This is a genomic window from Streptomyces panacea (assembly GCF_040560175.1).
GTDB classification, from domain to species: domain Bacteria; phylum Actinomycetota; class Actinomycetes; order Streptomycetales; family Streptomycetaceae; genus Streptomyces; species Streptomyces panacea.
This window is the reverse complement of the sequence record NZ_JARJHW010000010.1, coordinates 52483-77563: the sequence shown is the minus strand read 5'-3', so window position 1 is coordinate 77563 and position 25081 is coordinate 52483. Positions and strand designations below refer to the sequence as shown.

Genomic DNA, 25081 nt, shown 5'->3' with positions numbered 1-25081 from the left:
GCCCCGGAGGCACAGCCCGGAGCCGTACAGCCCGTAACAGCTGAGTTGCACACGAAAGAGGCATAAGGCAACGGGAGTTGACGAAAGGTGACATCGGCTGAGTTCTCCGCGTACCGTCCGTCGGCATGGCATGGCGAAGCGCAGTGAACGGCGCACTCGAAAAGCTCACCGGATATCAGCTCAGGCGGATCCCCGTCCCCGCCCCACGGTCGGCGACGCCCCCCGCCGCACAGGCCCCGGAATCGGCACCGGAATCCGCACAGGTACCGGCGCAGGCCCCGCGGGCAGCGGAGCCGCCGCCCAAGCCCAAGCCGAAACCGAAGCCGGCGGCGCTCCCCGCCGACTACGACGACGAGGCGAAGGAGATCATCCGCGCGGTCAAGCCGTACACGATGACCTCCCCGGAGCGGCTCAACGCCTTCATCCTGGCCACCCGCCATGTCGTACGGCACAACATCCCCGGTGACATCGTCGAATGCGGAGTCTGGCGCGGCGGCTCGATGCAGGCCTGCGCCAAGACGCTGCTCGCGCTCGGCGAGACCGACCGCGACCTGCACCTCTTCGACACCTTCGAGGGCATGCCGCCGCCCACCGCCGAAGACCTGCGGCGCGACGGCAAGTCCGCCGAGGACCTGCTCGCCGCGCAGGGCAAGGACCGGCCGATCTGGGCCATCGCCTCGCTGGAGGACGTACAGGCGGGCTTCGAGCGGGTGCCGTACCCCGGCGAGCGGGTGCACTACGTGCAGGGCATGGTCGAGGAGACCGTGCCGCAGCAGGCGCCCGAGCAGATCTCCATCCTGCGCCTGGACACCGACTGGTACGCCTCCACCAAGCACGAACTGGAGTTTCTCTACCCCCGGTTGGTCAGCGGCGGTGTGCTGCTCATCGACGACTACGGCTACTGGCAGGGCTCCCGCCAGGCCGTGGACGAGTTCCTGGAGAAGACCGGCGAACGGCTGCTCATGCTGCGCATGGACGAGGGCCGGATCGCGGTCAAGCCCTGACTCCACCGCTGTTCGGCAGTCGGGCAGTTCGGAAGCTTGGAAGTTCGGAAGTTCAGAAGTTCGGAAGGACCGTGCACCGCGCATGACCCCCCGCCTCACCGTCGTCGTGCCCATCTACAACGTGGAGGACTATCTCGACGACTGCCTACGCTCACTGGCCGGACAGACCATGGCCGACTCCGAGATCGTCATGGTGAACGACGGTTCCACGGACGGGAGCGCACGGATCGCGAGACGGTTCGCCGAACGGGACGAACGGTTCCGGCTGGTCGAGCAGGAGAACGCCGGGCTCGGCGCGGCGCGCAACACCGGAGTCCGTTACGCCCGGGGGGAGTTCCTCACCTTCGTCGACAGCGACGACGTGGTGCCGGACGACGCGTACGAGCGGATGCTCACCGCGCTCGACGCCTCGGGCTCCGACTTCGCGACCGGCAATGTGCTCCGGCTCGGCCCCGGCGGCGCGCTCGTCCAGGCGCCGATGTTCCGCAAGCCGATGGCGACCGAGCGCTCCGGGACCGGCATCACCCGCGACTGGGTGCTGCTCGGGGACCGCATCGCCTGCAACAAGGTCTTCCGGAAGTCCTTCTGGGACCGCCACTCCTTCGCCTTCCCCACCGGGGTGCTGTACGAGGACATCGCCGTCGTGCTGCCCGCGTACTTCCTGGCGGGCGGCGTCGACGTGCTGTCCGGCCCCGTCTACCACTGGCGGACCAGGGACGGCTCGATCACCGCGAAGCGCGCCGTACCGAAGGGGATCCGGGACCGGGTCACCGCCGTGTCGTCCGTCAGCGACTTCCTTGCCGAGCGGCAGCGGCAGCGGCGTGCGGGCGGCGACAGCGATGTCAACTGGGCTGAGGCGCGGCGCCGTTACCACCAGCACGTGCTCTCCGGCGATCTGTGGCTGTTCATCGAGGCCCTGCCCGACGGCGACGCCGACTTCCACGCCGCCTTCCTCGACCACGCCAACACCTTCGCCGCGACGGTCGACCAGAACGTATTCGACGCCCTCCCGCTGCATCTGCGCGTCAAGTGGCATCTGATCCGCGAGCGACGGATGCCCGAACTCCTCGCGCTGCTGGCCCACGAGAAGGCCGACCCCGGCGCCTTCGGCGTCCGTGGACTGCGCAGGTCCCGCGCCGAGTACCCGGTGCTCACCGGCGGTCTGCCCCGGGCCGTCGCCACCCTCAGGCCCAAGGAGCTGCCGGTGACCTCGCATCTCACCGAGGCCGTATGGCGCGCCGGGCGACTGCACCTCAAGGGCTACGCGTACGTACGCAACGTGCCGGCCGACACGCGCCGCAAGTCCGTCAAGGCGGCGTGGCTGCGCACCGGGAAGCGGCGCGTGCTGCCGCTGCGGACGCGCACCGTGCGGATGCCGGCGGCGACGTACGAGTCCAGGCAGGGCCTGCACCTCTACGACTGGGCCGGGTTCGAGACCGTCGTCGATCCACGTCGGCTGGTGAAGGCGCGGGGTTCCGGCTCCGCCCGCACCGTCTGGAAGCTGGAGATGGGGGTGTTCGGAGCGGGACGCCTGCGCCGGGCGCCGCTGCGGCTGACAGGTTCGGCCGCGGCACCCGCCGTGCCCGCCGTCCACTACGTGGACGACACCACACGCGTCGTCCCGACGCTCTCCGGCAACAAGCTCGAACTGCGCGTCGAGCCCGTACGCGCCCTGCTCACCGGTCACTCGCAGGCCGACGAAACCGTACGGATCGAGGGCCTGATCCACGCCACCAGCGGCTCCACGAGCGGCCCGCCGGGCGCGCTGGCCGTCCAGAACTGGTACACCAAGGACGTCCACGAGGTCCCGCTGCGGATCGTGGACGGCACGTTCAGCGCCGACATCCCGCTCTCCGCCTTCGGCGACCCCACGGCGCGCCGGCGGTCCACCGTGCCCTGGGGCGTCCATCTCGTACGGACCAACGGCAGCCGCTTCGCCGTGGCGGCCCGTGGCGCGGTCCGGCCCGGACACTACGGCCTCGGTGACGGACGGGAGTTGTACGTCACCGCCAACGCCGCGGGTGATCTGATCCTCAGCGACCAGACCGAGCAGCCGGTGGTCGACGTACTCGACTGGACGGCGGGCGGCGAGCTGATCCTTCAGGGCAGTCAACCCGCCCTCCAGGCTGTCGAGTTGGTGTTGCAGCACAGCGGCCACCGGGAGGAGAACGTCTTCCCGGTCGACACACTCGCCGACGGCCGGTTCCGTACGGCCCTGCTGCCCGCCGCCGTCGAGGGGCTGCACGGCACACGCCAACTGGCGGAAGGGCGGTGGCTGTTGTTCGTCCGCGAGCCGGGGGAGACCGACCCGGAGCGCTACACCGCCGTACGCGTCCAGCCGTCGCGGCACCATACGCTGCCGCTCGTACGGAGCCTGGACGGACGCGAGTTCACCCTGGACCGGCACCAGCAGGACATGCTCCAGCTGCACTCCGGATCCGTGCTCCCCGAGCAGGACCGCGGCGCGTACCGGCAACAACGCCTGCGCTACGGCTACGCGAACTCCCGCACCGTGGGCCCGCTGCGCGACGCGGTCCTCTACAACAGCTTCGACGGCAGGCAGTACTCCGACTCACCACGCGCCGTCCACGAGGAACTGGTCCGCAGACAGGCCCCCGTGGAGCATCTGTGGGTCGTGCGCGACCGGCAGGTGACGCTGCCACGCGGTGTCCGCGCCGTCGAACTGCACAGCGCCGACTGGTACGAGGCGCTGGCCCACAGCCGATGTGTCGTCAGCAACACACATCTGCCCGAATGGTTCGAGCGGGCGGACGGCCAGTACGTCGTCCAGACCTGGCACGGCACCCCGCTCAAGCGCATCGGCCGCGACCTCACCGGCAGCGCCCACGCCGACGAGGCGTACATCGCGACCCTGCCGCGCCGGGCCGCGCAGTGGAGCGTGCTCGTCTCGCCCAACAGCTTCTCCACACCGATCATGCGCCGCGCCTTCGGCTACGAGGGCACGGTCCTGGAGTCCGGCTATCCGCGCAATGACCTGCTGCACGCGCCCGACCGGGGCAAGATCGCCGACGCCCTGCGCGAACACCTTGAGATCCCCGAGGACAAGCGCGTGATCCTGTACGCGCCGACCTGGCGCGAGGACCAGCCCAAGAAGGCCGGCCGGTACGGACTCGACCTCCAACTCGACCTGGAACAGGCCGCGCGGGAGCTGGCCGAGGACCATGTGCTGCTCGTCCGCCGCCACTATCTGGTCGGCGGCACGGTCCCGGGAGCGGGGCGCGGCGCGACCGGCTTCGTACGGGACGTCTCCCGCTACCCGGACGTCGCCGAGCTGATGCTGATCAGCGACGCCCTGGTCACGGACTACTCGTCGCTGATGTTCGACTTCGCGCAGACGGGCCGCCCGATGTACTTCCACGCGTACGACCTGGAGCACTACCGGGACACGCTGCGCGGCTTCTACTTCGACTTCGAGTCGGCGGCACCAGGCCCGCTCGTCGCCGACACCGCCGCGCTGGTGGCGGCGCTGCGGGCCCCGGGATCGCGGGTGCCCACGGTCGCCTACGACCGATTCCGGGAGAGCTTCTGCGACCTGGACGACGGCACCGCCGCCGGCCGGGTCGCGGACCTGATGCCCGTGGGGGGCGGCGCATGAGCGCGGTGGAGATCAGCTGCGTCATCACCGCCGGACCGGATCCCCAGGCGCTGCGCAGGTCCGTCGAGTCCGTCGTCGCGCAGACCATGCGCGCCACCGAGGCGGTGGTGGTACTGGGCCTGACCGTCGTGGAGCCCATGGTCCAAGTGGCCCCCGCCGACGCGGAGTCGGCCGCCGACGACGTACGCGCCGTCGCCGACGAACTCGCCGCGCTGGATCCGGCACGCGTCAGGATCGTCACGTCGGGCGCCGAGGCCCCCACCACGGCCGTGCTGCGCAACCACGGCCTGGACCAGGCGCGCGGCCGGTACGTCACCGTCCTCGGTGAGGGCGAACGTCTCCAGCGGGACGCCTGCCGCAATCTGTGGGAGGCCGCCGAACGCTCCGGCGCCGACCTCGCCGCCGGCCGCTGGACCCGGCGCGCGGGCCGCCGCGCCAAGGAGCAGCCCCCGGCCCGGCTCGTCGAGAGCGAGCTGTACGCGCGCTCCCGCACCCTGAACGACCCGGCCGACGCCCCCGAACTCGTCGTCGCCGACGCCCTGGTGACCGGCTTCTGTGTGAGCGCCGCCCTCCTGGAGCGGGCGGGTCTGCGCTACGCCGAGGATCTGGACCGCAGCGAGATCCTGTTCGGCGCCGAAGTGGCCGCCGCCGCACGCCGGATCGCCCTCGTCCCCAACCTGATCGTCAGCGGCCGGGCACCCGACGACCCGGCGGGCACGCTGGCGGGACAGCTCGCCGCGCACGTACGGGTCGCCGAACTGCCCTTGTTCCAGGCCGATACGGCGCTGCGTGCCGCCCGCGACCGCGCTTTCCTCGCCGACCAACTCGTGCCACTCGCCCGGCAGTTCCCGAAGCTGGACGCGGACGAGCGCACCCGCGCCGCCAACCTGGTCGCCGCCCTGCCCGCCGCCCGGACCGACCCGGACCTACGGCTCGACCTGCCGCCCCTGGAACGGGTCTGCCTCCAACTCCTCACGGACGGCGACGCGCAGGGCGTACTGGCCGCCGGTTACGCGCTCGGCAGGCCGGGCACCGTCGCCTCGGCACTGACCGAGCGCGACGGCCGCGTGTACTGGCGGGCGACGCTGCCCGACGACCCCCGGGCCCGGACGGCGCTCGACGTCACGGAGCTCGGCCACCAGTACCGGCCTTTCAAGGACACCCCGTTACTGAATCACCTCACCCACTGCGGACAGGAGGGCGACCGACTCGTCCTCGAAGGGCGGCTCCCCGCGCCGCTCCAACTGCTCCCACCGGAAGGTCCGTTGACGGCCTTCCTGGAGTTCCTGGCACGCGGCAGCGACGGGCGGCTCGTTTTCCGTACTTCCGTGGACGAGGTGTGGCACGAGGCCGACGCCGTCCACTGGCGCGCCTCCGTCGAGATCGGCGCGCTGCTGCGCGTCGGCGGCGTCCGGGACCGCGTGTGCGACCCCCGCTTCGTCCTCCACACGCCGACCGGCACCAACACAGGACCGCTGTTCCTGGAGCGGCACCGGGTCGACGCGGCGGGCGTCTACCGGGCGCGACCGCGCCGGGGCCGGCTGTTCGGCGACAGCTGGAAGCCGTACGTCACGGTGAAGCACCACCTCGCGCTGCAACTTGAGGCGCGCCGCCGACCCGGCCGCCTCGCGGCGGCGGCCTTCCGCTACCTCACCCACTTCCGCCCGGCCCGCAAGGTGAAGAGGCTGGCCAAGGGGCTGCGTCGGCGCTTCGACCGGCTCTCCGCCCGCTCCGTCAAGGCGCGCGTCTACAACCGGCTGCTGGTCCGGCTCCCCGTCCGCAAGGGCTCGGTGGTCTTCGAGACCCACATGGGCAAGTGCTACGGCGACAGCCCGCGCGCCATTTACGAGGAACTGCGCGCGCAGGGCCGGCGCGGGGTGCGCTGCACCTGGTCGTACGCCTCGTCCGCCGACGGCTTCCCGGCGGACGCGCGGCTGGTCCGACGGCTGTCCTGGCGCTATCTGTGGGCCCTCGCCCGCGCCCAGTGCTGGGTGGACAACCAGGGCTTCCCGCTCGACCTGAAGAAGCCTCCCGGCACCACCTACCTCCAGACCTGGCACGGCTCCGCGTACAAGCGCATGGGCTTCGCCGAGAGCCGGATCAAGGCGCAGAACGCCCCGGAGCGCGCCAAGTTGAGCGCCGCCCTCGCCCGGTTCGACCACTTCCTCGTACGGTCCGAACACGACGTGCGGACCCTGGCACGCGACTACCGGCAGCCCGCCGAATCCCTCGTGCCCTGCGGCTATCCGCGCAACGACCGGCTCGTGCGCGCCCGCGCCACCGACGAGAGTCAGGGGCGCTTCCCGCGCCCGGCGCTCGCCGCGGACCTCGGGATCCCCGACCACCGCAAGGTGGTGCTGTACGCGCCGACCTTCCGGGGGATGCCGAAGAAGGGCCGTACCACGCGACTGCCGCTGGACGTACGGCAGTTCGCGGAGCGATTCGGTGACGAGTACGTCCTGCTCGTACGGGCCCACTATCTGGAGTCCGCCGTCCTGCCCGTCTGTCCGCCCGGCACGGTGATCGACGTGTCCGGCCACCACGACGTCAGCGAACTGCTCTGCCTCGCCGACGCGTTGATCACGGACTACTCCTCCATCATGTTCGACTACGCCCTGCTGGACCGGCCGATGGTCTTCTTCACGCCCGACCTGGACGCGTACGTGGCGGAGCGCGGCAGCTACTTCGACCTGCGTGCGGAGGCGCCCGGCCCGGTGGTCGAGACGGAGGACGAACTCCTGCGTGCGCTTGATGAGTTGAAGCAGTCCGACGCCGCGCACCGGGAGGACCGCGCCCGCTTCGCCGAGAAGTTCGGCGGCTACGAGAGCGGCCAGGCCGCACGCACCGCCGTGGACGTGCTGTTCGCAGGAAGGCCCCGCCGATGACCACTGCCACCGAGCCGCGCGCGCTGATCCTGCTCGCCAACGCCACCGACGTCCTCGGCGGCGTCACCGCCTGGACGCACCAGATGGCCCGCCTCTTCGGTGACCACGGCCACCGCGTCCAGGTCGTCGGCATCCACGAGGCCGAGCTGAAGCTCACCCTCCCCGAGCCGCCCGCCTATCCGGTGACCGCGCTCTACCCCTCCCACCCGCCGACCCCCTGGCGCGCGCGCCCGCCGTTCGGCTACTTCGACCTCGCCGCGCGCCGCCGTGAGTCGGCCAGGGTCGCGGACAAACGGCGGGCCGTCGCGCGTCTCACGGAGATCTTCCGGGCGGCCGGGCCCGGCGCGCTGGTGATCGTCACCCAGGTATGGCCCATGGAGTGGGTCCTGGAGGCCGACACCACGGGTCTGCGGCTGATCGGGATGAGCCACGAGTCGTACGAGTACAGCAAGCGCTGCCACCGCTTCCGCTGGATCAAGAACAGCTATCCGCTGGTCGACCGCTGGCTCACCCTCACCCAGGAGGACGCGGACGCCTGGATCGCCGAGGGCTTCGACAACGTCGGCGCCATGCCCAACGCGCTCGGCTCACTGCCCGAATTCCCCTCCCCGCGCACCGGGAAGACAGTCGCCAGCATCGGCCGCCTGGACGACCAGAAGGGCATCGACCTGCTCCTGGAGACCTGGTCCACGGTGGCCGGGCAGCGGCCCGACTGGCGGCTGCGGATCTACGGCGCCGGCCAGGACGGCGCCGCGCTGAAGAAGCGGTGCACCGCGCTGGGGCTGGACGGCTCGGTCGAATGGATGGGCCGTACCGACGACGTGGCGGGCGCGCTGGCCGAAAGTTCGGTCTTCGTCCAGTCCTCGCGAGGCGAAGGGTTCCCGCTGGCCCTCATGGAGGCCATGGCGAGCGGCGTACCGTGCGCGGCCTTCGACTGCGCGCCGGGCGTCCGCGAGATCGTCACGGACGGCGAGGACGGCCTCCTCGCCCCACCGGGCGACACGGACGCCCTGGCCGACCGGCTGCTGCGACTGACGGGCAACCCCCGGCTGCGGGACACCCTGGGGGACCGGGCGCGGGTGAACGTCCAGCGGTACTCCGAGGACGAGATCCTGCGCCGCTGGCACGAGCTGTTCGCGCTGCTGGACCGGTAGGGCCTGTCCTCAAGCGCTGGACGGGCCGCACATGCGGCGCGTCCGGCGCGCTTGAGCCACTTCAGACTCTTGTGACACCACGGTGCTCAGTCCAGGATTCTGCTGCCGCGACCATGGATTTGAGCCATGCCGCATCGGGCTTCCGCTCCACGAATACCTCGTACATGCGCAGGGTGGCAGCGGCGAAGACGTCAATAGCCTTCGGGTCCGTGCTTGTCCACGCTTCGCAGTGACCGGCCCACGCCTCAGCGGCTTCAGCGCGGTGTCCGGCTGCGACGAGTTGCACGACGAGACACGCGGGATCAATGAATGCCGCGCCGTGGGTCGGCCAGGACCAGTCGACCGCCCACGTGTCCGGACCACCGATCATGAAGTTGCTTGGGTGGATGTCGGTGTAGAGCAGAGTGTTCCCCTGGAAACGCGCGGCGTCAGTCTCGTCGCGGGCGAATCTGTTCCAGCGTGTTTCCGCCCAGTCACGGGCGATCCCGGGTAGGCCGATTTCCCCGATTCGGCCGACGGTGTCCACGATTGCGGGGAGGTCTGGCGAGCCGGGCGCGAAGTCGGACGACCGCCCCCGGAGCCGCTCGAAGCCGAGGGCAATCCACCCGTCGTCCTCCGCCTGCCATCGGAGCGCCGGAGAGATGGGGCGGACGAACGGGTTGATGAGCCCTTCCCGGATGATGGAATCGCGACGTCCCCCGGGCCGGTTGCGGACCGCCTTGACGAAGAACGGGCCCTTCTCGCATTCGACTACAGCCGTCAGGTCCGAGCTGAATCCGCGGGCCGTGCGCTGAACGTCCTCCAGGTCGCCCGTGTACGGGTAGATCAACGTCTGAAGTCCGGACGCGAGAAGGTCGACGCTCATCGATCTCTCAGTTCCTCGGGGTACACGAGCTGCCCGGGAAGCCCGGGCTGCACTCGTCGTCGTTGTCCGGTGCGCACGAGTCGTCCTCGCTGTCCGGTGAGCACGGGTCGCGCTCGCTCCTGATAGCCACGTTGGCCCGATCTATGGCAGGGCTGTCGAGGATAGTGGCGAGCGGGGCGTCCTTGACGTTGCCGACACCCAGCCATGCGGAGAAAACGCACGGTGACACTTCTCCGGTCGGGCTGATAGCCGCGCGGCTGATGCCGCACCTGCCGCACAGGTTGGCCACGTCCGGCGCCTGGTTCCGGCCGCCGCGCCCGAAGGGCCGGACGTGATCCACACGGACGCGCGTTACGCCCAGGGCCGCGAGTTCGCGCTGTGCCTCGTCTGCCCGCTGCGTCTTGTCGCCGACGATGACTCCGGCGCGCAGTGGGATGCCAAGTCGCACGGCCTTGGCGATGTTCGCCCGTGTCCGGCCGTGACTGGGGCGGCCAGTCATCGCGTTGTGCTCGGCGGCCTGGTTGGAGTAGTACGACGTGGCGAGCGTGACCCCGTCGCGCTGCAACAGGTTCCACCAATCGTCGGTGACGTGTACCAGGTTGCTGAAGACCTCGACCTTGAGACCGAGGTTCAGCGCGTGGTCGATCAGGTCCCGGGCGTCGGGGTGCATGGTGACTTCACCGCCAGTGAACTGGACTGCGTGGACCCCGCAGTTGACGGCTTGGTCCAGGACGCTGACCCAGTCCTCACGGGTCATGGTGCCGTGGGTGCCATCCGGTCCCGATGCGTTGTAGCAGTGCACGCAGTTCAGTTGGCACTGTCGGGTCAGGTCCAACCAGAGCCGCCGGGGTGTGGCCGGCGCTGTCTCAGCGGTCGGTGTTTCCGCGATCGTTGTCACTGTCGTGCCTCTCGCATTGAGTGATCCGGTCGACGTCCTCGCTCTAGGCAACCGGATCGTCACTGACAGCGCTACTGTGGTTACAGCGACACGACTTAAGAGCCTTAAGAGCTGCGCTTAAGGGGAGTTGGGGCAACGTGAGTACACCGGAGCCGAACACCGCACTTGAGCGGCTGTACCGCGAGAGCGGGTGGACACTGCGTCAGCTCGCCCAGGCGGTCAACCGCGTGGGGACCGAGCGGGGGACGCCACTCAAGTACCGGGAACCTTCCGTTCATCAGTGGTTGAAGGGGCGCATGCCCAAGCAAGGCACCCGGCCGCTCATCCTCGAAGCGCTGGCCCGAAGACTCCATCGCCCCGTCACGTCCGGTGAGGCGGGCTTTCCGTCGTCTCCTGATCACTTGAAACAACCCGCCAGTACGGTGGAGGGGCTGATCGATCTAGGGAGGTCAGATATGGACCCGTCCCGCCGGACCCTTCTCGGTGCCGGGCTTTTCTCTGTAGCGCTCACCATTCCGGGCTGGCCCGATGTCGTAGGCCGAATGGAGGCCATCAGGACTGATCCGCAGCGGCGCATCGGGCGATCCGAAGTTCAGGCAGTATCAGCAATGACCGACCGGCTGTCAGATCTCGATGACGAATTTGGCGGACGCTACGCTCGTCCGATGGCTGCCGCATTCTTGGTCAACACCGTCGCTCCCTACTTACAAGCGAGCGCGTCAAGCGAAATCCGCAAGGCGATGATGTCTGCCGCCTCCTTTCTCTGCTACCTGACCGGGTGGATGGCAATGGATGAGGGAGGGCACGGCCGGGCGCAAGAGTATTACGTAAAAAGCCTGGATCTTGCGGGCGTCAGCGGCGACCACATGACCTATTGCCACGTCCTGCGGGGAATGTCGGTGCAAGCCGCGAATCTCGGTCACGGCACACCAGCGGTGCGGCTCGCGAACGCTGCCGCAGAGGCGTCCCCCGAGTCCAGTCCCCGTATGCGTGCGTTTCTTGCTGGGCAACAAGCGCATTCGTACGCGCTGGCAGGTGAGCGGACAAACGCGCTGAACAGTCTCCGAGAGGCGGAACGCGCGGTGAATCAGACGGAAAGCCAACACGGGACGTTCGGCAAATTCAGTTCAGCAACGTTGGCGTATGCCACCGCACAAGTTCGGCACGCGTTGGGCGATACGAAGGGGAGCGTCGAATCGCTTCACGATTACTTCCGGCTGCGGAGTTCCACGGACTCGCATAGAAGTAAGGTGACTTTCGGGTCGTTGCTTGCTGAAAGGCAACTTGAAATCGGCCACCTAGAGGCGGCCTGTGCAACTTGGAATGCCGTCCTGCATGATTACCCGGCGATCCACTCAGGGAGGATCGATGGGTTGGTGAGGAAAATTCCTTCGCTGCTTTCACCTTATGGGGCGAATTCGATCGCGCGGCAAACCTCCGAGCGCTCTCGTCAACTCTGTGTGAAATGAATTATGAGGGTTACGGGAGGTCCACGACGGTGACGTCTACCGCACCAGCCAAGTGCGTTTCGAGATGGACGACTTGACCGGCGCTGTCGCTGCCATGCAGGAATCGGACCAGCCGCGGTACAGCCGCTGGAAGATCGAGTGGTCGGTCGTCTGGGCCCTTCGGCCACCGCTGCTTGCAAAGATCGCCGCGTGAGACAGCGTCTTAGCTGACGCTCATTCCGTGGTCAGGCCATTGTGACGTCTCTTCATACAGTGCATTAATCTTGCGTGACGCCTTCAAGAATGCGTAATCGATTTCGCAGTCAATTGGTTGAGATCTGCGGCTTTTTGTATCCATCAGGAGTCGATGGGGAGGGTCGTTCGTGTCGAATCCGAAAATATATTCGACCGATTCGGCCGATTCGGAAACCTTGCGGAAATATACGAGTGAAGCCATTACCATTCACCTTCCAGGTCTTCTCGTTTGAACAGTGGAATGTACTGTTCCCAATTGTAGTCTTCGTTTGCGAATCGGTGGGCTTGCTGGTAGGTGGATCCAGGGTTGTCGCGGAGGTATCCGAGCTCGGCTATCTCGTGTTCAAGGAGGGTGAAGTCTTCGGGTAATGCGTTGCCGGATCTGAGTCGAATCCAGGCATCTGCGATCTCAGCATCAGCGTCGAACTTTCGCATCGCAACCTTACCTGTTTCCGGGTCGACGATCGGATGCTCGGTATCGAACACATGCTTCTTGACCGACGAAATCTCTTCGTAGGAGAATCCTGTTGCGCCTTCGCCCCTTTGCGCGTCACGAGAGTGGTCGGCGATGCTGCTCACATCACGTGAATCTTCCAGGAAGCTGGCGTATGCTTCCTCGGCCCACCTGGTTTGTTCTGGATCATCCAGTAGGTCTCTCGGGCGTCGCCGCGCCCCCGTCATCCATTCATCCGGCAATTTGCCGGACCCTATTCCGCGCACTCCTGCGTTGACGCCGCCCTTGATCAGGCCGGCGCCTTTGGTGCCGATGAGTTCGGGGACGAGTCGGCCGATGAATTCGGAGGGGTCGCCCTTGGCCGCGTCCAGGGCGTTCTTCAGTGCCCTGTCCGGGTTGGCGGCGGTGGAGACGAGGCCGGTGAGCGTCATGTTGACGCCCTTGTAGTACTCGGCCGGGTGCGTCACGTTGTAGGGGTCGAGCGGGTGGACCGAGCGGACGAAGTTCAGCATTCCGGCGGTGCCCTTGATGATTCCGCCGCCGAAGTGGGCCAGCTCGACGCTCTGGCCGGCCCCGTAGTCCAGCAGTTCCTGCTTCGCCCGGTCAAGACCGGTGGGCTCCTTCGGGGCGTGCGCCATCGCCGCGCCGATCGCACTCTCCGCCGCAGCCCCGGCCTCGTTACGACCCCGCCTGGCGTCGTCGAGGATCTCCCGCGCGCGCCGCCGCATGGCCGCGCCCGGATCACTGAACTCCCCCGGGTGCGGAAGGGGGGCGTCGCTGGTGCGGGCGGCGTTGTACGCGTCGGCCTTCTTGTTGAACGTGGCCGCGGCCGTCTTGGACGCCTCGTTGCCCGCCTTGAACAGGGCGATCGCCTCACCGGCCCTGCCCTGGGCACTGGTGACCGCCGTCGCGTACGCCTCCAGCGCCTTGGCCCCGGCCTCGAACGCGTCCGCCGCGCGCAGCCAGTCGGTGGGCAGCGGCGCGAACTTCGCCCGGAAGGCGTCGGCGGCCTCACCCTTCCAGTGACCGGCGTCGAGCTTCTTCATCCCGCCGCCGACGAGATCGAACGCCTTCTGGAAGTCCCGGAGGTTCTTCACCGCCGCGGTGATCTTCTCCGGCCTTCCGTGGATCAGCTCGTTCGCTTCCTCGCTCTGCCCGAGCTGCTGCTCGCCGACCTCCGCCCCGAGCGAGGACGCCGTCTCGTCGCCCCAGTCCTCGACCGAGTCCGCCCACTCGTCCGCGCCGACCTTCTCCAGGCCGGAGCCGACGATGTCGGTGCCCTTGTCGATGCCCTCGCCGACAAGCTTCTTGCCCCCGTCGTACAGCTTGCCGGCACCGTCGTAGAGGTCTCCGCCGATCTTCCCCCAGTCCGTCATCAGCGATTGTCACCCCACCGCGGCTGCTCGGCCTGATCGATCGTCTCCCGCGACGGATCAAGCCTGTCCTTCAACTCCTCGTCCACCGCGGCCCGGACCTCCGGGTCCATCAGCCCGTTGCGTTCCATCGAGTCCAGCGCCGCGTCCTCCGCGTCGTAGATCGTGTTCTGCCACTGCTGCTTCACCTCACCGTGGGCCTGGGCCATCGACTCCCCGCTCCAGTCCGGATTGTCGTACGGGGACTGGCCGCTGACGGTGTCCCAGCTCATGCCCTTCACCTCGTCCTCGGACAGGTGCGGGTTGCCGTTCAGGGAGTTCACACCGATCTTGACCGCGTCCTTGACGTAACTGTCGTGCTCCGCGTACGAGCCCGCCGACAGCCCCACCCCCTGCGCGAACCCGTTCCCCTTCTGCGTCAGGTCCCGCACACCCCACTCCCACCGGTCACAGAACGTCCCGAACTTCGACGCCAGCCCGCCGTGCCCCAACTCCAGCCCCGACAGGGCGAGATCGGAGAAGCCCCGGCCCGCCGACGCCTCACCGATCATGCCGAGATCCTTCAACTCCGCGTGCGCCAGATCGATCCCCTTGGCGATCGCGGCCAACGCCTCCGGCGGGACCCGCAGATCGGAACCCTCCCCGCTCACCGCATCCCCCCGAGATCCACCGCGACCGCGTCCGGCACGATCCCCGCCACCGGCGGGAACAACATCCCGTCCTCACCACCCGCGTCCAGAGCCACCCCCGCGGGACCCGGCAGCAGAGGCACCATCACATCCAGCAACCGCGCGCCCAACACCGTCCGGTACACCCACTCCCGCCCGGCATCCCCCCGCGCCCGCGCGAACCGCGCCAACGCCACCTCGTCCGAGAACGCGCAAATCCAGCGAACACCGTTCTGCTCCGCCGACCACAGATCCCCGTCGGCATCCAGCGGCACCACCAGCGCCGTACGCCGGAACTCACCCAGCAACACCGCGAACTCCCGCCGCGCCACCGCCATCGGATCGAACGTCGGCATCACAGCGCGCACCGGCACCGGTGCCACAACCGCAGGCGCCTCCGAAACAGGCTGGCCGGCCAGGTCCGCGATCCTCGAACGCCGGACAGGCTCCCTTGCGTCATCCCCGTGATCGAACACGCGTCGCATGCTGTCACGGCACGCTTGCCAGGAGCAACGAAGAAAGCAGTCGGTCAGTGGTCGGGGCCTACCTGGGCGGTGTTCGGGGCCCGGCCGTCGGCGACGCTCAGCGCCCCACGTCCGACAGGTTCCGCCCGTGCCGCTGCTGCGGCAGTGACACCGGGGACGGTGCCGGGGTGCGGTCCTCCAGGGGGACCGGCGCCGGCAGGCCCGTCGTCTCGCCCAGGAAGACGCGGCGTACCACGCGCTCGGCCGCCAGGCCGTCGTCGTACGGGCAGAAACGCGCCCGGAAGGCCGCGCGCAGCTGTGCCGAGCGGGAGCCGCGCCAGTGGTCCGTGGTGAAGATGTCGATCAGGTCGTCCTCGTCGCGCGCCACCGCGCCCGGCGGGAAGGCCCGGACGTCGAAGTAGGTGCCGCGGGCCGCCTCGTACGCGTCCCAGTCGTCGATGTGGATGACGACGGGCCGGTCCAGATTCACGTAGTCGAACATCAGCGACGAGTAGTCCGTGATGAGCGCGTCGGCGGCCAGGCACAGCGATTCGACCCGGTGGTGGCCCGAGACGTCGATGATGCGCGGGTGCGGGGTGTGCGGCAGGGGTGCCTCGTACGTGTGGTGGGCGCGGGTCAGCACCACGAAGCGCGGGCCCAGCGCCTGGGCGAGCCGCTCCAGGTCCAGCGGGACGTACGGGGTGCGCCGGTAGTCGCGCTGCGTGGGCGCGTACAGCACGGCCGTGAAGCCCTCGGGGATGCCGAGGGACTCCCGCAGCCGGGCGACGTCCGCCGAAGTGGCGCGCTGGAACACGTCATTGCGCGGATATCCGTATTCGAGCGCCGTGTGGCCGGCCGGATAGGCCTTCTCCCAGACGAGGGTGGAGTGACGGTTCGCCGAGAGGGAGAAGTCCCACTGGTCGACGCCCGCGAGGAGCCGGTCGAACTCGGTGCGGCGGGCGGCGGCCGGGTGGTCCTGGAGGTCGAGGCCCATGGACTTCAGCGGGGTGCCGTGGTGCGTCTGGAGGAGGACCTGCCGGGGGCGCTTGACCAGGCGGCGGTCGAAGTTGACGTTGTTGACGAGGTACTTGTCGCGGGCGAGCGCCGTCCAGTAGCCGAAGCTGCCGGGGCGCAGCTTGCGGGTGGCGGTGGGCACGGTGTGGTGGTATTCGGCGCGCCCGATCCACGATGTGCCGATGTGCGGGGCGAGTTCACGCACCTTCTCCTCGATGGCCGCCGGGTTGCAGGCGTAGCCCCGGCCGTCGTACGCCGCGAAGACCGCCCTGTTCTCCCGTACCGGCAGGCACCGTTGGATCCGGTAGTGCAGGTGCAGCGCCCCGGCGCGCACGGCCCGGCCCAGGGCCGTGGCGACCTGCCGGGAGCCGATCTGCGCGCGCTGCGCCGTCCACAGGGCGCGGTACGTGCGGTGCGCGCCGAACCGCAGCAGGGTGTGGCGCAGCCGGGCCCGCAGCAGCGGCGCCGAGCCGGGGGTGCGGTGGCGGCGGTGGTGGGCGCGGGCGCGGCGGAAGAACTCGGGGCGGCTGCGGCGCGGCAACCGGCCCCGTACGGCGACGAGTTTGGAGAAGTGGTCGAGCATCCGCCGGAACAGCACGGGCCGCCAGTCGTCCAGGGCGGGCCGTGCGTCGATGAACGCGAAGACACGGTCGTACTGGTCGAAGATGTCGAAGTGCTTGCGGCTGGTGGTGGAGAGGATGTTGCCCTGGCGCCGCTGCCGGTAGTGCACGCAGACACGGTCGAGCGTCGTGATCGTGTCGGCGGCCATCAGGACCGGGAAGGTCCAGGGCGTGTCCTCGTAGTAGCCGGGCGGGAAGGTGAAGTTCTGGCGGGCGATGTACTCGCGGCTGTACGCCTTGTTCCAGACGACCATCAGCACCCTCAACAGGTCGGGCCTGTCGGTGAGTCGGAAGGACGCGGGGCCGCTCTCGTCGAGCAGCTCGGCGAGCACGTTCCGGACGACCTCGCCGGACCAGTACGTACGGGCGTAGTCGTAGACCAGGACATCGGGGCCGTCCGTCTCCTTGAGCCGGTCCGCGATGGTCTGGAGGGCGCCGGGGGTGAGGGTGTCGTCGCCGTCGAGGAAGATCAGGTAGTCACCGGTGGCTCGGGCGATTCCGGCGTTACGGGCGGGGCCGAGGCCCTCGTTCTCCGTCAGGTGCACGGCGACCACGCGCCGGTCGGTCGCGGCGACTTCGTCGATGATCGCCCCGCCGGCGTCGGGTGATCCGTCGTCCACGGCGATGAGTTCGAGATCCTCGTACGTCTGGTCGAGGACCGACCGCAGACACTCCTGCAAGTACGCCTGGACCTTGTACGCGGGGACGATGATGCTGAACCGGGCCATGGCTCGGGAACGGCCGATGGAGTGAGCTGGTTACGCCAGACGTGGCATACGGGGGACAAATAAGCCGGGCGGGCCGGTAGTTGAACCGGCCCGCCCCTTTTGGCGTACTTTTCCGTCGAACGGGTGCCCGAAGCGGCCCTACTTGACCGCCCCCGCCATGACCCCCGTGACGAACTGCCGCTGGAACAGGAAGAAGACGGCCAGCGGGATGATCATCGACAGGAAGGCGCCGGGCGCCAGCACATCGATGTTGTTGCCGAACTGCCGTACCTGCTGCTGGAGCGCGACCGTGATCGGCGGATTCTCGGAGTCCGCGAAGATCAGGGCCACCAGCATGTCGTTCCAGACCCAGAGGAACTGGAAGATGCCGAGCGAGGCGATCGCGGGACCGCCGAGCGGCATCACGACCCGGGTGAACAGCCGGATCTCGCCCGCGCCGTCGAGGCGGGCCGCCTCCAGGAGTTCCCGTGGGATCTCCGCGAAGAAGTTCCGCAGGAGGAAGATCGCGAAGGGGAGTCCGAAGGCGACGTGGAACATGACCACGCCGAAGGTCGTCTCGAAGATCCCGATCTCACCGAAGAGTTCGGAGACCGGGATGAGCGCGACCTGGACCGGGACCACCAGCAGACCGACGACGAGCATGAACCACCAGTCGCGGCCCGGGAAGTCCATCCACGCGAAGGCGTATCCGGCGAGCGAGCCGATCACCACGACCAGAACGGTCGACGGGACCGTGATCATCACCGTGGACCAGAGGGAGTTGGTGATGATGTCGTTGGAGAGCAGCTCCGAGTAGTTCTCGGTGGTGAGCTGCGCCGGCTTGGTGAAGACCTCCCACCAGCCGCTCGCCGCGATGTCCGCGCCGCCGCGCAGCGAGGAGATCAGCAGACCGATCGTCGGCATCATCCAGAACAGGGCGACCAGGATGAGGAAGACCTGGACGACTCCGCTGCCGGCCTTCGCCGCGATCCGGGCCGGCAGGGACAGCTTCGCCTTGACCGCTGTGTCGGCCGGCGGGGGCTGCTTCGCCTTGACCGCTGTGTCAGTCGTACTCATCGGCGGTTCTCCTTCTGCATCCGGCGAATGTTGAAGAGCATCACCGGGATCACGAGCAGCAGGAGGAATACGGCGATCGCGCTGCCCACGCCGACGTTGGCGTCCGTGCCGAACGACGAGCGGTAGAGCTGGAGCGCCAGCACGTTCGCGTCGTCCTGGGACGAGCCTGGCGCGATGATCAGTACCAGGTCGAAGATCTTCAGCACATTGATCATCAGGGTGACCATGACGACGGCCAGGACCGGTGCGAGCAGCGGGACGGTGATCCGGCGGAACACGTCCCACTCGTTCGCGCCGTCGACCCGCGCGGCCTCCAGGAGTTCACGCGGCATGCTCGCCAGACCGGCGCCGATCAGCACCATCGCGAAGCCCGCCCACATCCACAGATAGCTGCCGATGATCGCGGGGGTGACGAGGGACGGGCCCAGCCAGTCGACGCCGTTGTACGGCTCCTTGAAGTTGCTCTCGGGCAGCTGGAGTACGGCTCCGTCGGCCGAGGCCGGCAGGGTGAACGTACCGTCGGAGGCGGCGCTGGCCGAGGCGACGACCTTGCCGTCCTTGACCGCCTCGATCTTCAGGCCGCCCAGGCCCAGTTCCTCGGTGTCGACGACGTTGGGCTTGCCGCCGCCGCCCTTGGTGAAGTCCAGCCAGGCGGTGCCGGTGATCTCGTCGCCGCCGCTCGTGGCCGCCTTCGCCGGTACGGCGTCGGACGGCATCTTCCCGGGCGGTACGCCGACCAGCGGCAGCAGCACCGGAGTGCCCGCCGAGACCGGCGCCTTGGTGACGAACGAGCCCTTGGCGTCGCCCGCCTTCAGCGGATGCACCGGCAGCGGGCGCGCCTTCGGGTATCCGGCCGATTCGGAGAAGGTGTCGTGCACGCCCACGGCGACGGCGTTGGCGATGCCGCGCTCCGGGGCCTGCTCGTACACCAGCCGGAAGATGATGCCGGAGGCGAGCATCGAGATCGCCATCGGCATGAAGACGATCAGCTTGAACGCCGTTCCCCAGCGCACCCGTTCGGTGAGTACGGCGAAGATCAGACCGAGAGCGGTGGCGACCGTGGGGGCCACCACCACCCAGATCAAGTTGTTCTTGATCGCGGTCCGGATGGTGTCCTCGGTGAATATCTCCACGTAGTTGTCGAAGCCCGCGAAGTTGTCGCCGGACTGGTCGAGGAACGACCTGTAGACGGAGAACCCGATCGGGTAGACCACGAGCGCGCCCAGCAGGACCAGCGCGGGCAGCAGGAACGCCACCGCGAGGCCTTTACGTGTGCCTGTCACGCTCTTGCGCTTCCCCTTGGCAGGGGGCGGGGGCGCCGACACCTTGGTGCCGGTGCCCCCTGTCGTCACCGAAGTCACCGCGTCAGCTCTTGTAGGCCTTGGCGGCGTCCGACTCCAGCTGCTGCTGGGCGCCCTTGACGTCCTTCGGGTTCTTCAGGAAGTCCTGGAGGGCCTTCCACTCGCCCTTGCCGGGCGTACCGCCGAACGACTGCGGCATCTGGTCCGACATGTCGAAGCGGAAGTCGTCACCGGCGTCGATGAGCGCCTTGGCGATGTCACGCTGCACGTCGCTCGGGTACGCCTTGCCGTCCAGGGACTTGTTCGGCGAGATGAAGCCGCCGGCCTCCGCCCAGATCTGCGCGGCGTCCGTGGACGCCAGGAAGGTCAGCAGCGCCTGCGCGCCCTTGCTGTCCGTGAGCGCCACGGCCGCGTCGCCGCCGGTCACCACGGGGGAGTCGGCTCCGACCGCCGGGAACGGGAAGATCTTCGCGTCCGTGCCGACCTTGGCACCGGCCTCGGTGACGTTCACGCCGGCGAAGTCCGCGGCGAACACCATGGCGGCCTTCGGGACGTCACCACCGGTGAAGGTCTGGGTGACGGAGGCGGGGAACTCGGTCTGGAGCGCGCCGTCCGCGCCGCCGGCGACCAGGGCGGGCTTGCCCCACAGCTCGGCGAGCGTCGTCAGCGCGGTGGCCACCGACGGGTCGGTCCACTTGATCTCGTGCTTGGCCAGCTGGTCGTACTTCTCCGGACCGGCCTGCGACAGGTAGACGTTCTCGAACCAGTCGGTGAGCGTCCAGCCGTCGGCGCCGCCGACGGAGACCGGGACGACGCCCGACGCCGAGATCGTCTCGGCGGTCGTCAGCAGGTCCTTCCAGGTCTTGGGCTCGGCCGCGCCCGCGTTCTCGAAGGCCGTGTTGTTGTACCAGACCAGCGACTTGTTGGCGGCCTTGAAGTAGACGCCGTACTGCTCGCCGTCGACCGCGCCGAGGTCCTGCCAGCCCTTGCCGTAGTTCTTCGTCAGCTGGGCCTTGGCCTCGGCGCCGACGGGCTTGGCCCACTTCTTCTCGACGGCCTGCGTGATCGCGCCGACCTGCGGGAGCATCGCGACGTCGGGCGGGCTGCCGCCGGCGATCTTCGTGCCGAGGAAGTTGACGATCGGGTCCTGCGCGGGGACGAACGTCACCGTCGCACCGGTCCGCTTCTCGAACTCGTCGAGGACCTTCGTGAAGTTGGCCTGCTCGGGTCCGGTCCACACCGCGGCGACCTGGATCTTCTCGCCGTCCAATTTGGGCAGTTCGACCGAGGTTGCGGGCTTCTTGCTCTCGCCCCCACCGTCCGACTTGTCCTCCGAGTCGCCACCACAGCCGGTGAGCACCACGGCGCCGACGACCACGGCCGCCACCGCCGCTCTGTGTGATCCTCGTGCCGCTGAGCGTGCTCCGGCTCCAAATGCCTTGCGGCCATTAAGAGTTGTACGCATGACTGCCCCGTCTCTCCATTGAGCGTGCGGATCTTGACGCATGTTTACGCGTGCGGACCGGCGCCCCGAGCGAGCTGACGACGCCGTCCTTGTCCCGTGCGGTAAGTCCTACGCGCAGTGACCGTAGGCCGCAATACTGTCTTGGGCTTCAATTCGAAGATCGTGATGGGCTCGTGACGTCGTTTACGGACGTAGGGGTAATTTCAGAGATGTGAAGGCATGGCGACCTGCCGAGGTCTGGACCAGAACACCCTCCGACCTCAGGATGTCCGCTTTCGGCCACGGGGCGACCACCGGACGACCACCCGCCGACCACCCGGGCGGTGGTCACCGTCAGACACGACCCAGGGGTCCCACCGGCATCGCGGACACCGAACGGGCGGCCCTTTCCAGGGCACTTGCGAGCAGGGCCAGATCCGTCGGCCCGTTGCCCAGCTCGCGTACCGGCCGACGGGCCGGCGGATCGCCCATGCGCTCCCACTCCAGCGGGACGACCGTGGGCCGCAGCGTCGCCGTACGCGGGATCCGGCCGGTCACCCGGCCGCCCTGGAACGGCGTCACCCGGCCGTCCGGGTGCCCGAGCCTGCCGCGGCCCGGCAGCGGGTCGTCCGGGGCGGGCGCGGCCGACGGCATGTCCAGCACCACTCGAAGGCGTGTGCGGCCCGCCAGCTCCGTCTCCGACGTCCGCTCGGGGCGCGCGGACGTGGCGACCAGATGGACACCGAGCCGCTCGCCGTCGCGCGCGACCGCCTCCAGGGCCCGTACGACCGAACCGGCCGCCGGGCGGCCGGGACTGCCCAGCGCGGGCGCGACCAGGGCGTCGAAGTCGTCGACGAGGACGATGAGCCGCGGGAGGACGGGGCCGGGGCCGGGCTCGCCGCGTGTACGGGACGAGGTCTGGCGCAGCCTGAGGGTGCTGCTGCCCAAGGTGCCGCCCGCGCCGGTGCTCGTGCTGCCGGTGCCCGAGCCCTGCGTGCCGCCGCCGGCGGGCGGCTGCCGCGACGCCTCCGGGCCCTGCGCGCGCTCACGGCGCGAACCACCCTGCTCGGCGGGGCTCGGCGCGCGCTGGCCCACCATCCGCTCAGCGACCTCACGTCTGTTGTGCCACTCGGCGAAGTCCAGCCGCCCCAGCACCTCCGCGCGCCGCTTCAGCTCCGCGCCCAGCGCCTGCGCGAACTCCCGCATCCGGATCGGGTCCGACGCCACCAAGTGCTCGGTCACATGCGGCAGTTCCGTACAGGCCAGCAGCCCCTCGCCGCGCTCACCGCCCGCGCCGTCCACCAGGAGCAGGCCCAGCAGGTCCGGGCGGCTCCCCGCGGCCAGCGAGGCCGCGACCGCGCGCAGCAGCTCCGAACGGCCGCTGCCCGGCGGCCCCTCGATCAGCAGATGCGGGCCCTCCTCCACCAGATCCACCGTCACCGGGCCGTGCGGCCCCGTGCCGAGAACCGTCGTGCTGCCCGCCGCCGACGCCCAGCGGGCCATCAGCGACGCGGGAGTCGCCCGCGCCAGCCCCAACTCGTCCAGCAGCCTGGCCGAACGCGGCAGCGCCGCGGCCTGCCTGCTCCGGCCCGAGGAGGCCGCGCTGCCCGCTTCCGTACGGAGGGGGGCCAGCGCCCGGCCGAAACGGTCGGCCCACGCCGGGGACACCGCGTCCACCGTCGCGACCGTGCCGTGCCCGGCGGGCCGTCCCACCGCCGTACGGAGGAGCCGCAGCGCCGTCGCCACATCGCCGCTCAGCATGGCCACCGCCCCGCACTCACGGAAGGCGAGCGAGGCGGCACACGCCGTCTCGTACGTCGCGGCGACCGGCGAGACGGGCGAGGCCGCCTCGGTCTCGGCGAGACAGATCACATGGATACCGGCCACGGAACCGGCGCCCGCCAGCCGCGCGGTGGTCTCGCGCAGCGCCGACGAGCCGGGATCGCCGTCCACGACCACCAGGGTGGCCGCGCCCTCGTACCGCCCGGCGGCCTCGGCGACGGACCTGCTGTCGGCCGACGCCCACCCCGTACCGAGGGGTCCGTCGTCCAGCCGGCGCGTCAGCTCGCCCAGCCGGGCGGCGGCCTGGTCCCGGTCGTAGGCGAGGAGCAGCCGGCAGTCCTGGCCATGGGCCGGCCGCACGTGCGGCAGCCAGCCGAGCCAGCCCCACTCGCGCTTGCGCTGCTCCACGCTCCTGTTCCGGTCCGCGCTGACCAGCACGATCTCCAGATCGGTGGGGGAGTGCAGCGCGGCGAGCTGCGCCACGGCCGACCTGGCGAGGCCGGTCAGCCGCTCCCTGGGGCCCGCGAGACCGAGCGAACCGGCCTCGCGCAGGCTCACGGTCACGGGGACCGAGGGCAGCGGACCGGATCCGTCGGGCGACGGGCGCTCCGTCGTGCCCAGCCGCAGGACGAGCGATTCGGGGTGGCCGGGGCCGCGCTCCCAGAGCCGGGGGCCGGGGCCGAGTGCCGTCATCAGTACGGAGGCGGGGTCGGGCCAGGTCTCGTCGCGCGGCGGGCGGCTGCGGGGGCGCGAGGTGGCCGCCGGGACGCCCTCGTCGCCGTCGGGGAACTCCTCGTCGCGGGTGCCGGCCAGCCGGCGGGCCCAGGCGCCTATGCCGCCGCGTCGTCTGCCGGGTCCTTCGGGCAGCTCCGTACCGCGTGTGGGCGTGCCCTGCCGACGGGAGCCCGGCGCACGGCTGTGTCCCTGCGGGCCGTCGTCGGCCGCGCTGTGCGCCTCGTCACTGTCGGCCCGGTCGTGCGCGGGGTGCCCGCCGACGCCGGGCACCGGCGCGTACAGGGCGTCGCCGTACCGGGTGTCGGCGTCCGAGCGGGGCGTGCGCGGCTCGGGCACGCGCGGCGTGACGGCGGGGCCGCCGTGACTGCCGTGACCGCCCTGCGCGTACGCGTGGACCGTCCGGCCGCCGGGCGTGCCCGGCGCGTACGCCCCCGAGTCCTGGCCGGATCGCGGGCCGCTGTACGTCCCCGATCCCGCCACCGCGCCGGATGCCACGTTCGCACCCGCGCCTTCGCTCCCGGCGGCCCTGCCGCCCCCCGCCGTACCTCCCGCACCGCCTCCGCGCGTGATCCGCAGATGCCCCTCGCCGTCCGGCGCGGTCGCCAGGGTCTCCGTCCGGCCGCCGGAGGTGAGCCGCAGCGCCGACTCGCCCAGCCGCAGCAGGGCGCCCGCCGGGAGCGGCACCGGCCGGGACCCGACCCGTACGCCTTCGAGCGTCGTGCCGTTCGTGGAATGCAGGTCCGCCACCGAGACATGACCGTCATCGGCCACGGTCACCGAGCAGTGCAGCCGCGAGACGTCCGGATCGTCGAGCGGTACGTCGGCGTCGGCCGAGCGGCCGATCCTGACCTGCCCGCCGTGCAGCAGATGCACCCCGCCCGCGTCCGGACCCGCGACCACATGGAGCTGGGCCGGGACGTCCTCGGTCGGCACGTCGTCCTCGCCGGGGACCTGGAGGGAGAGCACGGCGCCGTCCACCAGCGGAGGTTCGCCCAGGGTGCGGCGGTGCGCGTCCAGGCGCTCCCGTCCCGCGTACAGCACGACGGCGCCCGAGACGTCGGAGCCGGCGACGGCCGTGGCCAGGGCGGAGGCGACGGTGGCGAGCGCCGTCCCCGCCGGGGCGGTGACGAGCACGTCGCACGCGCGCCCCGCGGGGTGGCCGCTGCGCGGCGCGAGGACGGTCAGCCGGATCTGCATCGCCGTCGGCGGTCCCTTCTGCGCGGGGTGCCCGGCAGGGGTGCTGCCCTGTGTGAATCCCCCCACCCGGCACCGACACATCGGCCGGTACAGGTCGGCACGGACGGTGAGCGAACGACC

At 69.8% G+C, this 25081-nt stretch carries 15 protein-coding genes; 5 read left to right on the top strand and 10 right to left on the bottom strand.

Annotation, left to right across the window (positions count from 1 at the left end; all coding sequences use genetic code 11):
* The first annotated feature begins 125 nt into the window (after positions 1–125).
* The 4 genes from P3L51_RS04755 to P3L51_RS04740 all read left to right on the top strand — a co-directional run bounded on the left by P3L51_RS04755 (position 126) and on the right by P3L51_RS04740 (position 8659).
* Positions 126–1004, top strand: a complete 879-nt coding sequence (locus tag P3L51_RS04755) for a TylF/MycF/NovP-related O-methyltransferase (RefSeq protein ID WP_354603757.1) — start codon at positions 126–128, stop codon at positions 1002–1004.
* Positions 1005–1086: 82 nt separating this feature from the next.
* Positions 1087–4620: a bifunctional glycosyltransferase/CDP-glycerol:glycerophosphate glycerophosphotransferase gene (locus tag P3L51_RS04750; RefSeq protein WP_354603756.1), complete on the top strand. Its 3534-nt coding sequence runs from the start codon at positions 1087–1089 to the stop codon at positions 4618–4620.
* Positions 4617–7505: a bifunctional glycosyltransferase/CDP-glycerol:glycerophosphate glycerophosphotransferase gene (locus P3L51_RS04745; RefSeq protein WP_354603755.1), complete on the top strand. Its 2889-nt coding sequence runs from the start codon at positions 4617–4619 to the stop codon at positions 7503–7505. Before P3L51_RS04750 ends, P3L51_RS04745 begins: the two co-directional genes overlap by 4 nt.
* Positions 7502–8659, top strand: coding sequence for a glycosyltransferase (locus P3L51_RS04740; protein ID WP_354603754.1), 1158 nt, complete (start codon positions 7502–7504; stop codon positions 8657–8659). The genes P3L51_RS04745 and P3L51_RS04740 overlap by 4 nt, the downstream gene beginning before the upstream one ends.
* A 61-nt stretch (positions 8660–8720) precedes the next feature.
* Here P3L51_RS04740 and P3L51_RS04735 read toward each other — a convergent pair whose 3' ends face one another.
* Positions 8721–9524: a phosphotransferase gene (locus P3L51_RS04735; protein WP_354603753.1), complete on the bottom strand. Its 804-nt coding sequence runs from the start codon at positions 9522–9524 to the stop codon at positions 8721–8723.
* Positions 9525–9531: 7 nt separating this feature from the next.
* Positions 9532–10422: a radical SAM/SPASM domain-containing protein gene (locus tag P3L51_RS04730; protein WP_354603752.1), complete on the bottom strand. Its 891-nt coding sequence runs from the start codon at positions 10420–10422 to the stop codon at positions 9532–9534.
* Positions 10423–10559: 137 nt separating this feature from the next.
* On the opposite strand from P3L51_RS04730, the gene P3L51_RS04725 reads away from it, so the two are divergent.
* Positions 10560–11891, top strand: coding sequence for an NsdA family TPR-like regulatory protein (locus P3L51_RS04725; RefSeq protein WP_354603751.1), 1332 nt, complete (start codon positions 10560–10562; stop codon positions 11889–11891).
* Between the two features lie 435 nt (positions 11892–12326).
* Here P3L51_RS04725 and P3L51_RS04720 read toward each other — a convergent pair whose 3' ends face one another.
* The 8 genes from P3L51_RS04720 to P3L51_RS04685 all read right to left on the bottom strand — a co-directional run bounded on the left by P3L51_RS04720 (position 12327) and on the right by P3L51_RS04685 (position 24961).
* Positions 12327–13955, bottom strand: coding sequence for a WXG100 family type VII secretion target (locus P3L51_RS04720; RefSeq protein WP_354603750.1), 1629 nt, complete (start codon positions 13953–13955; stop codon positions 12327–12329).
* Entirely contained in the window at positions 13955–14602 is a 648-nt protein-coding gene (locus P3L51_RS04715) for a hypothetical protein (protein ID WP_354603749.1), read from the bottom strand. The genes P3L51_RS04720 and P3L51_RS04715 overlap by 1 nt, the downstream gene beginning before the upstream one ends.
* A complete protein-coding gene (locus tag P3L51_RS04710; protein WP_435594374.1) occupies positions 14599–15105 on the bottom strand; it encodes an SseB family protein in 507 nt (168 codons plus the stop codon). Before P3L51_RS04710 ends, P3L51_RS04715 begins: the two co-directional genes overlap by 4 nt.
* 97 nt (positions 15106–15202) lie before the next feature.
* A complete protein-coding gene (locus P3L51_RS04705; protein ID WP_354603748.1) occupies positions 15203–17446 on the bottom strand; it encodes a bifunctional glycosyltransferase/CDP-glycerol:glycerophosphate glycerophosphotransferase in 2244 nt (747 codons plus the stop codon).
* 138 nt (positions 17447–17584) lie between these two features.
* Entirely contained in the window at positions 17585–18502 is a 918-nt protein-coding gene (locus tag P3L51_RS04700) for a carbohydrate ABC transporter permease (protein ID WP_354603747.1), read from the bottom strand.
* Positions 18499–19863 (bottom strand): carbohydrate ABC transporter permease, encoded by a 1365-nt coding sequence (locus tag P3L51_RS04695; RefSeq protein WP_435594373.1) that lies wholly within the window; start codon positions 19861–19863, stop codon positions 18499–18501. The genes P3L51_RS04700 and P3L51_RS04695 overlap by 4 nt, the downstream gene beginning before the upstream one ends.
* A 4-nt stretch (positions 19864–19867) precedes the next feature.
* Positions 19868–21268 carry an ABC transporter substrate-binding protein gene (locus tag P3L51_RS04690; RefSeq protein WP_435594372.1) on the bottom strand — a complete coding sequence of 467 codons (1401 nt, stop codon included), beginning with the start codon at positions 21266–21268 and terminating at the stop codon, positions 19868–19870.
* A gap of 333 nt (positions 21269–21601) precedes the next feature.
* Positions 21602–24961 (bottom strand): FHA domain-containing protein, encoded by a 3360-nt coding sequence (locus tag P3L51_RS04685; RefSeq protein ID WP_354603763.1) that lies wholly within the window; start codon positions 24959–24961, stop codon positions 21602–21604.
* Positions 24962–25081: the final 120 nt, after the last annotated feature.